The sequence below is a fragment of the Streptomyces sp. 3211.6 genome (assembly GCF_003634815.1).
Taxonomy (GTDB): domain Bacteria; phylum Actinomycetota; class Actinomycetes; order Streptomycetales; family Streptomycetaceae; genus Streptomyces; species Streptomyces katrae_A.
On the sequence record NZ_RBXC01000001.1, the window covers coordinates 5,205,924 to 5,220,405 of the forward strand.

A 14,482-nucleotide genomic window follows, 5' to 3' on the forward strand; every position below is an offset into this window, starting at 1 on the left:
CAGTGCGCTCTGCGCCGCGCCGCCATCGTACTTTTCGGTAACCGAATCTGGTGGGTTCAAGCCGGGTTTTCTCGCTGTGCGGACGGCCTGGACGCACCCCGGACATGCTGGTCAGCGCCTGGCAGATGCTGTCAGCGGTAGTCCTCCTCGTCCAGGGGCACGACCCGGGCCTGCTCCGCGGCGTCGGCTTCAGGGGCGTCGTCCCGGTCCGCGCCGGTGAGCGGGTCGTCCTCCTCCTGCTGGACGTCGGTGAGCTGCTCGGCGGCATCCGCCTCCGGAGCCTCGGCGCCGATCGGTTCCGCGAACCGTCCCCGGAAGCTGTCCGGTTCGCCAGGGTCGACAGTCATTCCACTCCCCTCGCCTTCGCTCGTCCTCCTCTGAGCCTAGGAGGATCGGCAGCCCGCCGCCAGGCGGTCCTGTGACCGCCAACACAAGGCAACGCCGGGGGGTGAGCGTGATCGTCTCGTAACATTGGCCCATGTCTTCGACCGAGCTGCCGGGCGTACGGTCCACCACCGAGCCGACCTCCCAGGTGGGAGCCGTCCGGGTGGCCGAAGGGGAGGGCCTGCGCACCGTCGCGCTGCCGGGCCTGGAGATGAACGTACGTTTCCGGCCACCGCGGCGGGAGGGTCTGCCGCCCGCGCTGTTCGTGCACGGCCTCGGCGGCTCCTCCCAGAACTGGTCCGCGCTCATGGAGCAGCTTGCCGACAGCGTCGACGGCGAAGCGGTCGACCTGCCCGGCTTCGGCTGGTCCCCGCCGCCCGCCGACCGCGACTACTCGGTCACGGCCCTGGCCCGCGCCGTCATCCGCCACCTCGACGCCGCCGGCCGCGGCCCCGTGCACCTGTTCGGCAACTCCCTCGGCGGCGCCGTCTCCACCCGCGTGGCCGCCGTCCGCCCCGACCTCGTACGCACCCTCACGCTGGTCTCGCCCGCACTGCCCGAGTTGCGCGTGCAGAGCTCGGCCGTGCCCACCGCCCTGCTCGCCCTGCCCGGCGTGCCCGCCCTCTTCGGGCGCCTCACCCGGCACCTGACGGCCGAACAGCGCACCCGGGGGGTGACGGACCTCTGTTACGGAGACCCCTCACGGGTGACACCGGAAGGCTTCGCCCACGCCGTCGAGGAGATGGAACGGCGCCTGGCCCTGCCGTACTTCTGGGAGGCGATGAGCCGTTCCTCGCGCGGGATCGTCGACGCCTACACCCTCGGCGGGCAACACGGACTGTGGCGCCAGGCGCAGCGCGTGCTCGCGCCGACCCTGCTGGTCTACGGTGGCCGCGACCAACTGGTCTCGTACCGTATGGCGCGCAAGGCCGCCGCGGCCTTCCGGGGTTCGCGGCTGCTGACCCTGCCCGAGGCCGGGCACGTGGCGATGATGGAGTACCCCGAGGTGGTGGCCGCCGCCTTCCGGGAGCTGCTGCGCGACACCGCCGCCGGGGACACCGACCGAGATACCGCAGACGGCAAGGGCTGAGCACGTGGGACGACATAGTCGCAAGACCCCCGCAGCCGCGCCCGCGCCGTCGCCGTCACCGTACGAGCCCGGCCCGGACGGGCTGTACGACCCCGGGCCCCACGAACCCGCGCCGCACGAACCCGCCCCGCACGAACCCGCGCCGCACGCTGCCGCCCCGCACGAACCCGCGCCGCACGCTGCCGCCCCGTACGAACCCGCCCCGTACGAACCCGCCGGGTACGGCGAGCCGCGCGGGCGGCGGCGGGCCGCCGAGCCCACCGTCGTCCACCAGGGCGCCGTCCCGCCCTCCGTCCGCCCCGCCGGCCACCCCGAGCAGCGTGAGCCGGGCGGCGCCTGGGGCGCCGACCCGGCCCCCGCCGTCCGTTACGCAGACCGGCGCGGGGCCCACCGCGCCGCGGCGCCCACCGCGCCCGCGCCCCGGGACGCCGCCGCCCCGGCCTTCGCGACCCCCGCCGCCGGCTTCCCCCGCATCACCGAGGAGCCCGCGGCCCCCGCCGTCGACACCGTCACCTCCACCGGCTCGCACCGCCGCGTACCCGGCCCCCGCACCCCCGCAGCGCCCGGCGCGGACCGGCCCGGGACCGCCCGCGGCACGCGGGTGCGCCTCTACACCGGGGCCGCCGCCCTGGCCGTCACCGCCGCGCTCGCCGTGGTAGTCGCCGGCCAGGTCACCGCCGAGGGCGGCCCGGCCGCCTCCGAAGCGCACGCCGCCGGGGACGACGCCCCCCAGCGGGCCGCCGGCGACAAGACCGCCTCCCGCTCCGACGGCCGCCCCACCCCCGCCTCCCCGCCGCCCGCACAGCCCGCGACGTACGAACAGCAGATGGCGCAGCAGCTGCCCATCGACGCCAGACTCACCGGCCCGGGCACCTTCGACACCGTTCCCGGCGTCGCCAAGGCGCCGGGCAAGGGCAAGGTCGTGCGCTACCGGGTCGACGTGGAACAGGGCCTCGGCATGGACCCGCAGCTCTTCGCGGAAGCCGTGCAGCGCACCCTCAACGACCCGCGCAGCTGGGCCCACGACGGGGAGATGACCTTCGAGCGGGTGCCCGAGGGCAAGGCCGACTTCGTCATCACCCTGGCCAGCCCCGGCACCACCGGCGCATGGTGCGCCAAGTCCGGACTGGACACCACGATCGACAACGTCTCCTGTGACTCCGCCAGCACCGAACGCGTGATGATCAACGCCTTCCGGTGGGGACAGGGCTCACCGACCTACGGCGCCGACCAGATGCTCGCCTACCGGCAGATGCTCATCAACCACGAGGTCGGCCACCGTCTCGGACACGGGCACGTGAGCTGCACGAGGCCGGGCTCGCTCGCGCCGATCATGCAGCAGCAGACGAAGTCCCTCGACATCGACAACATTCACTGCCTTCCCAACCCCTGGGTATATCCGGGGAATTGACCGCACCCGGCGGGGAAATGGCCGGTGCGCGCGCGGGCAGCCGTCCGGTGACCGGCAGCGGTTCTCCGCACGTCCCGCCGAGGCCTTTCCTAGCGCGCTCGAACGCGAACCGTACGGGAAAGTTACGACTCTTCACCCCTTCCGGTGGCGCGACGGACAACCGTCCGTCGCGCCACCGGTGTATCCGCTTGAGTTCTCCCGCGGCGGGTCACCGGACCTACGGCGACCGCCAGGAACGGGAGAACGGGGGTGCCACTCGTGCGGATCGGACTGCTCAGCGAAGGTGGTTATCCGTATGCGGCCGGAGAGGCGGGGCTGTGGTGCGACCGGCTCGTGCGCGGACTCCCGCAGCACGAGTTCGAGCTCTACGCGCTGGGCCGCAGCGCCGAACAGGAGGAGCGCGGGCTGGTCCCGCTCCCCCAGCACGTCAGCCGGGTGCGTACCGCCCCGCTGTGGGCCCCCGCCGACGACGGCCGGACCCACTCGCGGCGCGAGCGGCGGCGCTTCGCCGCCTGCTTCGGGGAGCTGGTGCGCGGCATCTGCGGCGGGAGCGCGTCCGAGGCCGGCCCGGCCATGGCCGAGGCCTTCGCGGCCGGGCTGTACGGGCTCGCCGAACTGGCCCGGGAACAGGGCGGGATGTACGCGGCCCTGCGCTCGGAGACCGCCGTACGGGCCCTGGAGGCCGGCTGCCGGGCCCCGGGCGCGGGCCGGGCCGTACGGGAAGCGCGGGTCCCCGACCTGCTGGAGTTCGCCGACGAGCTGGAGCGGCTGCTGCGCCCGCTGTCCCTCGACTGGTACGGGGAGGACGGGCTCGGCGCCGTCGACGTCGGCCACGCCGCCGCCGGCGGGGCGGCCGCCGTCCCCGGGCTGCTGGCCAAACGCTTCTGCGGGGTCCCGCTGCTGGTCACCGAGTACGGGGTCCAGCTGCGCGCCCACTACCTGGACCAGGGTCCCGACGCCCCTGGCGGGCCCGGCGGCCCGGGAGGGGCCACCCGGCCCGCCGTGCGCGCCCTGCTCGCGGCCTTCCACGTCCGGCTGGCCGGGGAGATCTACGCCCGCGCCGACCTGCTGACCCCGGGCAACGCGCACGCCCGGCGCTGGCAGGAGCGGTGCGGGGCGCCCCGGGAGCGGGTGCGGACCGTGTACCCGGGGATGGAGGCGGACCGATTCGCCGCCGTCGGGGAGGACCCCGGCTGCGGGGACCCCGACACCCTGGTGTGGGTCGGGCGGGTGGAGCCGGCCAAGGACCTGATCGGCCTGCTGCACGCCTTCGCCGAGATCCGGCGGGCCGCGCCGCAGACCCGGCTGCGGATCTTCGCCACGGCCGCCGTGCCGGGGTACCTGGCCGACTGCCGGTCGCTGGCCGCGCAGCTCTTCCCCGACGAGGCCGCCGACGCGCGGACCGTCGGGGAGAACCCCGTCGGGTTCGAGGAGGTCGGCGGGCCCGAGGCGCCGTCGGCCGCCGACGCGTACGCCGCCGGGCGGATCGTGCTGCTGTCCTCGGTGATCGAGGGGTTCCCGATCAGCCTCGTCGAGGCGATGCTGTGCGGCCGGGCGACGGTGTCCACGGACGTGGGGGCCGTCTGCGAGGTCATCGGCGGCACCGGGCTGGTGGTGCCGCCGCGCAACCCGCGCGCCCTGGCCGACGCCTGTCTCGCGCTGCTCGGCGAACCGGAACGGGCCCAGCGGCTGGGGGCCGCGGCGCGGGCGCGGGCGCTGGAGCTGTTCACGGTCGAGCAGAACGTGGAGGCCTTCCGGGAGAGCTACCTGTGGCTGCTGGCCAGGGCTTCCTCGCGGGCGGAGGGGGAGGTCCCGTTCGCCCGGCCTGCCGAGGCGCGCGTTCCGGGGCACTGGACGACGCCGACCTGGAGCGTCGCCGAGCCGGCCGGGGCCGAGGAGGCGGCGGTATGACTACGTCGGACATCGCGGGTGCGGCGCCGGTGCCTGGCGGCGGGGCTGCGGCCGTGGGAGTCGGCGCGACGCCCTTGTCGGGGGCTCTGCCCGCGAGCCCCCGCGCCTCAAACGCCGGCGGGGCTGGTTTTGGCCGGCCTGCGGCCGCGCAGGTGGCGGGTGGCCCTCGGGCGGTGGCGGCCGGGCGGCGGGGCGCGGATCCCGTCAAGGTGCTGCTGCACCGGCACCGGGAGCTCTGCGAGCGGGCCGTCGACGCGCTCGAGGTGGCCGCCGGGCTGGAGGCGTGCGGGATCACCGACCGGACTGCCGCACGGTTCCGGCACCGGGACGTGTTCTCCCTCGCCGAGGAGCTGTACGCGCGGACCCCGCGCGGGGAGGGACCCGTCGCGGGCCTGGCCCGCGCCCCGGCCGGGCGCCGGACGGTGGCGCGGCGCTTCGGGGGCGCCCTGCTGCCCGGGGCCCTCGGGTGCGCGGCGGCCGCCGCCGGGGTGCCCGGGGCGGGGCCGGCGGCGGGGCTGCTCGCCGTCGCCGCGCTGGTGTGGCCCGGGCGGGCCGCGGGGCGGTTCCCCGGCACCGCCCACCTGCTCGCGGCCGCCGTCGCCGGCTGGGCTGTCCACCGGCACGGGCCCGCCCTCGGGCCGGCCCTCGCCCTGGCCGTCGCCCCCGGCTACCTCACCGCCGCCCTCTACGCGGCCCGGGCCCGGCGCCGCCTCGCCGGGAGCCGGGCCCTGGACGAGTTCGCCGCCGGGGCCAGGCCCCTGCTGGCCGGAGCGCTCCTGCTGTTCACCGCGGCCGCCACGGGGGCCGCCTCGCTCGCCGGAGCCGCCCCGGCGACGGCCGTACCGCTCGCGGTGCTGCTGTTCCTGGTCCGGCTCCTCCTCGGCCACGGCGCGCACCGCGCACCGGTGGCCGCGGCACTGGTGCTCGCCCTGGTCCCCGTCCCGGCCGCCGTCTACGCGGCCCTCGCGGGGCTCCTCGTACACGCCTTCCGCGCGCTGTCCCGTGCCTCCGCACACGCGCGCCCCTGAGCGCCGTACCCCTATACCGACCCCACCCAACCAAGGAGAAACAGGATGACCGGCCAGCCAACCAACCGAGGGGCCGTGCGATGAGGGTGCTGCTGATCGGAGCCAACGGTTACCTCGGCCGCTACGTCGCGGACCGGCTGCTCGCCGACCCCGCCGTCCAGCTCACCGCGCTGGGCCGGGGCGACGACGCCGACGTCCGTTTCGACCTGGCCACCGGCAGTCCCGGCGCCCTCACCCGGTTCCTGGACGCCGTCCACCCGGGCGTCGTCATCAACTGCGCGGGCGCCACCCGCGGCGGAGCCCGGGAGCTCACCCGGCACAACACCGTCGCCGTCGCCACCATCTGCGAGTCCCTGCGCCGCAGCGGCTGCGGGGCCCGGCTCGTCCAGCTCGGCTGCGCCGCCGAGTACGGGCCCAGCCAGCCCGGCTCGTCCACGGCCGAGGACGCCGTGCCGAGACCCGGCGGACCGTACGGTGTCAGCAAGCTCGCCGCCACCGAGCTGGTACTGGGCTCCGGGCTGGACGCCGTCGTCCTGCGGGTGTTCTCGCCCGTCGGCCCCGGCACCCCCGCCGGGTCCCCGCTCGGCCGGCTCGCCGAGGCGATGCGGCGCGCCATGCAGTCCGGGGACGGGGAGCTCAAGCTCAGCGGGCTCGGCGTGCAGCGCGACTTCGTGGACGTACGGGACGTGGCCCGGGCCGTGCACGCCGCCTCCCTGTCCGCCGCCCAGGGCGTGGTCAACATCGGCACCGGCCGCGCGGTCCGGCTGCGCGACGCGGCGGCCGTCCTCGCCCGGGTGGCCGGATACGGGGGCGCCCTCAACGAGCTCGACGTCCCGCACGGCGGACCGCACAACGCCTCCCCGCACGGGCACCCCGGCCGCCCCCAGGGGCTGGCCGGCATCGGCTCGCCCCGCTCCGAGGCGACCGCCGAACAGCTCGCCACCGCGGCCCCCCAGCCGTACCCCTACCCCGACGGCTGCGGCGCCTGGCAGCAGGCCGACGTGCGCACCGCCCGGGACCGCCTCGGCTGGCGGCCCCGGATCAACCTGGAGGAATCCCTCGCGGACATCTGGATGGAGGCGGCGTGCCGTATCTGACCACCCCGCCCGGGGCCACGGCGGCCGCCGCGACCGAGTCCGGCCGGCTGGGCCTGGGCATCCCCGGCTACGCGCACCCGCTGCTCGCCCCGGTGGAGTGGGCGGAGCTCACCCGCCCCGGCACCCCGCTGCACTGGGCCGTGCTCAACGTCGCCGACGGCCCCGGCGGCCGCCCCGACCCGCACTGCACGGAGGCGTCGGCCCGGCTGCGCACCGCGGGCGGGACGGTCCTGGGCCGCCTCTCCCTGCGGGGCGGCACCCGGCCCTTCGGGGAGCTGGTCTCCGACGCCCACCGCTTCCGCGACTGGTACGGCGTCGGCGGCTTCTACCTGGCCGAAGCCCCCTCGGACCGGGCCGGCCTGGCCGGGGTCCGCCGGCTCACCGACGCCCTGCGCGGGCTCGGCGAGGGCCTGCGGACCGTGCTCGGACACGGCACGCACCCCTGCGAGGGCTACCTGGAGGCGGCCGACCAGCTGGTCACCTTCTCGGGGGCCTGGACCGACTACCGCTGGTCGCAGGTGGCCGAGTGGACGGCCGACCACCCGGCGGAGCGGTTCTGCCACCTCGTCCACGGCGTGCCCCGCACCCATCTGGAGGAGGCCGTCCGCATCGCCCGCTGGCAGGGGGCCGGAACCATCTGGTTCACCGACCGGCGCGCGACCCCCGACCGGGACCCGTGGGAGTCGATGCCCGCGTACTGGGACGAATTCGTCTCACGTATCGGACCGGGTGTCTCGGAATGAAGAAGGGCGTGGCAGTGTTACGGGAAGAACCACCGTTCAGACTTACCCATCTACGGAGTCCCCGTGTCGCTGCCACCCCTGGTCGAGCCAGCTGCTGAGCTCACCGTTGACGAGGTCCGTCGGTACTCCCGCCACCTGATCATCCCGGATGTCGGGATGGACGGCCAGAAGCGCCTGAAGAACGCCAAGGTGCTGGCCGTCGGCGCGGGCGGCCTCGGCTCGCCCGCACTCATGTACCTGGCCGCGGCCGGCGTGGGCACGCTGGGCATCGTGGAGTTCGACGAGGTCGACGAGTCGAACCTGCAGCGTCAGATCATCCACAGCCAGTCGGACATCGGCCGTTCCAAGGCCGAGTCCGCCCGTGACAGCGTGCTGGGCATCAACCCGTACGTCAACGTGGTCCTTCACGAAGAGCGGCTCGAGGCCGAGAACGTGATGGAGATCTTCAGCCAGTACGACCTCATCGTCGACGGCACGGACAACTTCGCCACGCGCTACCTGGTCAACGACGCCTGCGTACTGCTGAACAAGCCGTACGTCTGGGGCTCGATCTACCGCTTCGACGGCCAGGCCTCCGTCTTCTGGTCCGAGCACGGCCCCTGCTACCGCTGCCTCTACCCGGAGCCCCCGCCGCCGGGCATGGTCCCGAGCTGCGCCGAGGGCGGCGTCCTCGGCGTGCTCTGCGCCTCCATCGGCTCCATCCAGGTCACCGAGGCCATCAAGGTGCTCACCGGCGTCGGCGAGCCGCTCGTCGGCCGCCTGATGATCTACGACGCCCTGGAGATGCAGTACCGCCAGGTCAAGGTCCGCAAGGACCCCGACTGCGCGGTCTGCGGTCCGAACGCGACCGTCACCGAGCTCATCGACTACGAGGCCTTCTGCGGCGTCGTCTCGGAGGAGGCCCAGGAGGCCGCCGCCGGCTCGACGATCACTCCCAAGCAGCTCAAGGAGTGGATCGACGAGGGCGAGAACATCGAGATCATCGACGTCCGCGAGAAGAACGAGTACGAGATCGTCTCGATCCCCGGCGCGAAGCTGATCCCCAAGGGCGAGTTCCTGATGGGCACGGCCCTCCAGGACCTCCCGCAGGACAAGCGGATCGTCTTGCACTGCAAGACGGGTGTCCGCAGTGCGGAAGTCCTCGCGGTCCTGAAGAACGCGGGCTTCGCGGACGCCGTCCACGTGGGCGGCGGCGTGATCGGCTGGGTCCACCAGATCGAGCCCGAGAAGCCGGTCTACTAGACCTGCCCCGGAGGGGTCGTACCGCTCGGCGGTACGACCCCTTCGTCGTTCGCCGTCCCGGGAGTGCACACGGCCTTCGCGCCCGGCACCTTCCCGTCCAGCAGGTAGGCGTTCACCGCCCGCTGCACGCACCGGTCGCCGCTGTTGTACGCGCCGTGCCCCTGCCCCTTGAAGGTGAGCTCCACGCCCACGCCCTTGCCGAGGCGGTCCACCATGTTGCGCGCCCCCTCGTACGGGGTCGCCGGGTCACCGGTGTTGCCGACCACCAGGATCGGGGCCGAACCGGGGGCGGAGACGTCCGGGGTCTGCCAGGCGCCGGCCACCGGCCAGCCCGTGCAGCTCAGCAGCGCCCAGCCCAGGAAGTCCCCGAAGACCGGGGAGGCCTTGCGGAACTCCGGCAGCTTCGCCTTCGTCTGCTCCAGGCTGTAGCGGTCCTTGGAGTCCGCGCAGCTGATGGCCGTGTTGGCGGCGCCGATGTTGCTGTAACGGCCTTGCTGGTCGCGGCCGTTGAGGGCATCGGACAGGGCCATCAGGAGCTGCCCCTGGCCGCCCTCGGCCTCGTCGAGGCCCTGCTCCAGCAGCGGCCACAGCTCCTTCGAGTACAGGGCCTGCGCGATGCCGTTCGTGGCCATCGTCTCGGTGAGCATCCGGTCGCCGATGCCGGGGATGGGCTTGGCCGCCAGCTGCTTCTGCAGCTTGACGATGTTGTCCTCGACCTCCTTGGCGGTCGTGCCCTGGAGCCGGCACTGCGCGCCCCGGTCCACGCAGTCCTGCGCCCAGTTCCCGAGGGCCAGCTGGAAGCCCTTCGCCTGGCCGAGCGCACCCTGCTCGGAGTCCTTGGTCGGGTCCACGACCGCGTCGAAGACGGCCCGGCCGACGTTCTTGGGGAAGAGGTGGGCGTAGACCCCGCCCAGCTCGGTGCCGTAGGAGATGCCGAAGTAGTTCAGCTTCGGGTCGCCGAGGGCCTGGCGGATCCGGTCGAGGTCGCGGGCGGCGTTCTCGGTGCCGACGTACGGGAGCACCTTGCCGGAGTTGGCCTGGCAGGCCTTCTGGTAGGTGCGCAGGGCTTCGGTGAAGGCCTTCTCCTGCTCGGGGGTGGCGGGGGAGGAGTCCTGGGCGTAGTACGCGTCCAGCTGCTTGTCGTTCTCGCAGAGCACCGGGGCGCTGCGGCCGACCCCGCGCGGGTCGAAGCTCACCAGGTCGTAGCGGGCGCGCAGGGCCGCGTAGTCCTTCGCGGCGCCGGGCAGGGTGGTGATGCCGGAGCCGCCCGGCCCGCCGAAGTTGAAGACGAGGGAGCCGAGCCGCTCCTTGGGGTTCCTGGCCTTCGCCCGGATCAGGGCGATGGGGATGGTCTCCCCTTCGGGCTTGGCGTAGTCGAGCGGCACGTCGAGGGTGGCGCACTGCCAGTCCGCGGGCGGTGCCTGCCCACCGCCTTCGGCGGCGTCGGGGGCCTCGCACTCCCCCCACTTGAGGGGCTTGGTGTCCGCGGCCGCCCCGGCCGGGGCCTTCTTCGTACCGCCGCTGCCGGTGGAACAGGCGCTGGTGGTGAGCAGCGCGGCGGCGAGGGCGGCGGCAGTGGCGGTCCGCAGGACGATGGTCGGCATACCCCCATCGTGTGCGCCCGCCCCGGCGTGCGCCCGCTGACGGTCCAGCCGGGTGACACGGCCCGCCGGGGCCGCCGGCGGTCCGGCCGGGTGACCGGCCCGGCGCACGCGGCACTCCTCGCGGCCCGGCTGCTCGGCTACGCGGCCGCCTTCCACGCGCAGCAGTGGCTACGGCTGCACGCGCGCGGGCTGCGCTCGGCGCGGCGGCACGGGTTCCGGCGGTGGTGTACGGGACGACGGCGGGGGTGTGCGCCCTGCCCCTGGCGCTGCTCCACCCCTGGCTGCTCCTGGCGGCCGCGGCGGCGCTGCCGTTCGTCGCGGTCAACACCTGGGACGCGTGACGGGGCCGGGAGCGGGCCCTGCCCAACGGCCTGGCGGCGGTGGTCCCGGCCTGCGGGATGCTCCTGGTCGCGGCGCGGCTCCACCTCCCCGCGGCAGCGGGGGAGGAACGTGGAAGGGCGGGGCGGGGAGAGGGCTCCGCGCAGCGGCAGCCCGCACCCCGGCGGAGCTAGATGGCTTCCTTCCGCGTCAGGAAGTTGAACGACACCCACCCCGGCAGCACCGGCAGCCAGAACGTCATCAACCGGAACAACAGCACCGCGGAAATCGCCACCTCCTTCTCCAGCCCCGCCGCGATCAGCCCCAGCGTCAGCGTCGTCTCCACCGCACCGATGCCGCCGGGCGTGGGCGCCGCCGACCCCAGCGCGTTGCCCGCCAGGAAGACCACCGCGATGCTCGCGTAGCTCAGCGCCTCCCCGCCCCCGAAGGCACGGATCGACGCGTCCAGGCACATCACGAAGCACCCGGTCAGCAGCAGCATCCCGCCGATGCCCGTCATCAGCTTCTGCGGCCGCTGGAGCACGTCCAGCATGCGCGGCACCACACCGGCGAACAGCGCCCGTACCCGCGTCACCACGAACTTCCGCAGGAACGGCACCGCCGTGACGACCAGCACCAGCACCGCGACCGTCAGCAGACCCGCGATGACCGTCCTCGACGGGGTCATCTCCGGGGTCTTCTCGGTCCCCGTCAGATAGCCGAACGACAGCAGCAGCAGGATGTGACTGGCCAGCCCGAACAGCTGCGAGGCACCGACGCTCGCCACCGCCAGCCCCGGCCGCACCCCCGCCCGCTGCAGGAACCGCGTGTTCAGCGCGACACCGCCGACCGCCGCCGGGGCGACCAGCTTCACGAAGGACCCCGCCACCTGCGCGATCACCGTCCGCAGGAACGACACCCGCTCCGGTACGAACCCCAGCAGGCTCATCGCCGCCGCCACGTACGTCAGCGCCGAGAAGGCCAGCGCGGCCCCCACCCAGCCCCACTGCGCCTGGCCGACGATCGTCGCGAAGTCCACGTGGGCCAGCTGCGTGAGCAGGAAGTAGGCACCGAAGGCGCCCGCGATGAACGACACCAGCGTCCGCGGCCGGATCCGCTCCAGGCGGGCCGGCTCCACCGGAGCCTGCGGGCGGATCAGCAGCACCTGCTTGCGGATCAGGCTCAGCAGGTCCTCCTCCCGCGCCCCTTCCAGCGCGTCGTCCAGCGCCTTCTTCTCCGCCTTGCGCTCCGCCGCCGCCGAGGTGGTCCCGGAGGTTCCCGCCGTCCCGGCCGCCGCCTCGCGGGCCGCCTTCGCGGCCCGCGAGGACTCCAGCACGGCCTCCCGCTGCCGGTCCGCCCGCTCCCGGGCCTGCCGGCGCAGCGTCGCCCGGGTGGAACGGCTCAGCGCGATCGGCTGGAGCAGCGGCAGACAGTCCGCGACCGTGTCCGGCCCCAGCACCGACACCGCCGACGCCACCGACCGCTCCGCGCCGACCCGCAGGCCGAGCGTGGTCAGCAGCTGGGCGACGTCCATCCGCAGCACCAGGTCACCGGCGGCGATCTCACCGCCCCGCAGGTCGGTCAGGACGACCTTGCCGGAACGATCCACCACCAGCGCGTCCCCCGTGAGCCGGCGGTGCGCGATCCGGCGCGACTGCAGGGCCCGTACCTGCTCCCAGGCGTTGCGGCTCAGCTCGTCGGTGATCTCCTCGTCGGGAAGGGCGTCGAGGGTGCGCCCGCCCAGGTGCTCGTAGACCAGCATCACGGCGTCCGGGCCCAGCTCGGACGTGGCGATCAGCTTCGGCGCGTTCGCCCCGGCCGCGATCGCCGCGTACGCGAGCAGGGCCTCCTGCTCCAGGGCCTGCCGCAGGGACTGGATGCTGCGCCGGGTGGTGATCCCGCGCAGGGTCAGCCGCCGCCAGACCCGGTAGAAGAACCCCTGCGCCTGCTGCTCGCGGTCCACGACGGTGACGTCCAGCGGGGGCCCGTCCTCCAGCGTGACGTGGTAGCGCCGGCCCCGGTCGCCGGTCTCGGCGGCGTCCCCTTCGGGGGCCTCCGCGCGCATCGCGCTGACCGGCTGGAAGCCGACGCGGCGCAGCCCGGCGAGGAGGTGCTGCCCGGTGGGGCGGACGTTCGGCGAGCCGACCGCGTACAGGGTCCCGTACGCGACGCTCCAGCCGATCAGCACGGTCAGGATGATCGAGAAGGGTGTGGTGTACCCGCTGACCAGCATCGCGAAGGCGTCCAGCAGCAGCACCACCCACAGCGCGACCCGCCAGCGCGGCCGCCGCGTCATCCCGACGGCCGTCATGTACGCGATCACCGGCGCGAGGTAGCCGTGCACCGGGTCGGTGAGGGCGCCGCCGCCGGCGGAGCGGGTCAGGGCGTCCTGGATGGTCTCCGGGGCGCCCTGGGAGACCCACAGGTCGGTGGCGAGGGTGACCCCGTGCGCGAGGACGGCGGCGAGGACGCCGTCGGCGATGCGCAGCCCGTCGCGTTTGATCAGCCGTTCGATGGCGAAGGCGACGGGGACGAGGAGCACCGCGATGCTCGACACCAGCCCCGCGACCTTGATCAGCACGTCGGGCGCCTGGCCGGTGCCCTTGCTGATGTCGGCCTCCAGGCCCACCGTCGTGCCGTGCGCGAAGGCGGCGATGCCGAGGACGACGGCGATGCCGAGGAGCCCGACGAGGAGCCGTACGAGGTCGGAGGGGCGGTGCACGCGGGCGGCGAGCAGCGGCTCGTCCCCCTCGACCGTGTCGGCCGCCGTCGGCGTGTGGCCCGGCGGGTCGTCGGGGTGCGGGTCGTGCGGGCGCGGCTGCGCGTGCGCGTCGCCGACGGGCTTCCCCGGCGCGGCGCCCGAGGCGTCCGCGCCGCGCTCCGGCGCAGGCTCCCCGGGGCGTGCGGCAGCCCCGTCCGGCGCGTCCTTGTCCGGGCGGGCTTCCCCGCCCGTTCCCGCACCGTCCGGAGGGATCACACCCCGCTCCTTCGCCGTCACTTCCGTCTCTTCTTGATCACGTATCACCAGTCACCGCCCGGAAGATGGTGGCACGGCCGGGCGGCCCAGCGGGGCATCAGGGTGCGCGCCGGTATGGAACCGAAGCTTCCGTCGAGCCGTCCGCGGCATCCGGCACCATGGGCGCAATGAGCGGAGAGCTGCCCGCGTACGCGGAACGGGTACTGGAGGTGGCCGAGCGGATTCCGCCCGGCCGGGTGATGACCTACGGGGACGTCGCCGAGTGGCTCGGCGAGGGCGGACCCCGCCAAGTCGGGCGCGTCATGGCCCTGTACGGCGCGGCCGTGCCCTGGTGGCGGGTGGTGCGCGCCGACGGCGTACCCCTGCCCGGGCACGAGCGGCGCGCCCTGGAGCACTACCGGACCGAGGGCACCCCGCTGCGCGAGACCCCCTCCGGCGAGCCCCGGCTGGCGATGCGGAGGGCGCGCTGGGACGGGCGCGGGGAGGACGCCGGAGGCGACGAGGCTCACACCTGACAGCTTCGGCCATCCGGAATCCGTACGGGCACCCGAAGGCCCGTACGGGGGACGGCCCGCGGGGCCCGCACGTCGACGTCCGGGCCCGCCCGGACGGACTGCGGCGGCCCTCCCGGTTGCCGTAGCGTTGCCTCTTCGGCTCCGGCGCCCGCGCCGTCCGCC

The 14,482-nt window shown here is 74.6% G+C and carries 12 protein-coding genes; 9 read left to right on the forward strand and 3 right to left on the reverse strand.

Translation table 11 applies throughout. From position 1 onward, the window contains the following. Window positions 1–131: 131 nt before the first annotated feature. Window positions 132–347 (reverse strand): hypothetical protein, encoded by a 216-nt coding sequence (locus BX286_RS24245; protein ID WP_079429657.1) that lies wholly within the window; start codon window positions 345–347, stop codon window positions 132–134. 131 nt (window positions 348–478) lie between these two features. Between BX286_RS24245 and BX286_RS24250 the strand changes: the two genes are divergently transcribed. The 7 genes from BX286_RS24250 to moeZ all read left to right on the forward strand — a co-directional run bounded on the left by BX286_RS24250 (window position 479) and on the right by moeZ (window position 8,906). Next, window positions 479–1,474: an alpha/beta fold hydrolase gene (locus tag BX286_RS24250; RefSeq protein WP_100862919.1), complete on the forward strand. Its 996-nt coding sequence runs from the start codon at window positions 479–481 to the stop codon at window positions 1,472–1,474. 4 nt (window positions 1,475–1,478) lie between these two features. Beyond that, entirely contained in the window at window positions 1,479–2,885 is a 1,407-nt protein-coding gene (locus BX286_RS24255; protein WP_121016296.1) for a DUF3152 domain-containing protein, read from the forward strand. Window positions 2,886–3,143: 258 nt separating this feature from the next. Then, complete coding sequence (locus BX286_RS24260) at window positions 3,144–4,796, forward strand: DUF3492 domain-containing protein (protein ID WP_079429660.1); 1,653 nt, start codon at window positions 3,144–3,146, stop codon at window positions 4,794–4,796. 152 nt (window positions 4,797–4,948) lie between these two features. Further along, entirely contained in the window at window positions 4,949–5,824 is an 876-nt protein-coding gene (locus tag BX286_RS24265) for a hypothetical protein (protein ID WP_261993505.1), read from the forward strand. 80 nt (window positions 5,825–5,904) lie between these two features. Then, the gene (locus BX286_RS24270; RefSeq protein ID WP_079429661.1) at window positions 5,905–6,921 is read left to right on the forward strand and encodes an NAD-dependent epimerase/dehydratase family protein; all 1,017 of its coding nucleotides are present in this window, start codon (window positions 5,905–5,907) and stop codon (window positions 6,919–6,921) included. Further along, window positions 6,909–7,664 carry a spherulation-specific family 4 protein gene (locus BX286_RS24275; RefSeq protein ID WP_121016300.1) on the forward strand — a complete coding sequence of 252 codons (756 nt, stop codon included), beginning with the start codon at window positions 6,909–6,911 and terminating at the stop codon, window positions 7,662–7,664. Before BX286_RS24270 ends, BX286_RS24275 begins: the two co-directional genes overlap by 13 nt. A gap of 63 nt (window positions 7,665–7,727) precedes the next feature. Then, a complete protein-coding gene (gene moeZ, locus BX286_RS24280; RefSeq protein ID WP_045950911.1) occupies window positions 7,728–8,906 on the forward strand; it encodes an adenylyltransferase/sulfurtransferase MoeZ in 1,179 nt (392 codons plus the stop codon). Here the strand turns inward: moeZ and BX286_RS24285 are convergent. Beyond that, window positions 8,903–10,510 carry an alpha/beta hydrolase gene (locus tag BX286_RS24285; RefSeq protein WP_121016302.1) on the reverse strand — a complete coding sequence of 536 codons (1,608 nt, stop codon included), beginning with the start codon at window positions 10,508–10,510 and terminating at the stop codon, window positions 8,903–8,905. The genes moeZ and BX286_RS24285 overlap by 4 nt on opposite strands. A 164-nt stretch (window positions 10,511–10,674) precedes the next feature. Between BX286_RS24285 and BX286_RS24290 the strand changes: the two genes are divergently transcribed. After that, window positions 10,675–10,851, forward strand: coding sequence for a YwiC-like family protein (locus BX286_RS24290; RefSeq protein WP_107438306.1), 177 nt, complete (start codon window positions 10,675–10,677; stop codon window positions 10,849–10,851). Between the two features lie 167 nt (window positions 10,852–11,018). On the opposite strand, the gene BX286_RS24295 is transcribed toward BX286_RS24290, so the two are convergent. Next, entirely contained in the window at window positions 11,019–13,853 is a 2,835-nt protein-coding gene (locus BX286_RS24295; protein WP_100862917.1) for a lysylphosphatidylglycerol synthase transmembrane domain-containing protein, read from the reverse strand. A gap of 110 nt (window positions 13,854–13,963) precedes the next feature. On the opposite strand from BX286_RS24295, the gene BX286_RS24300 reads away from it, so the two are divergent. After that, a complete protein-coding gene (locus tag BX286_RS24300; protein ID WP_237293097.1) occupies window positions 13,964–14,320 on the forward strand; it encodes an MGMT family protein in 357 nt (118 codons plus the stop codon). Window positions 14,321–14,482 lie beyond the last annotated feature (162 nt).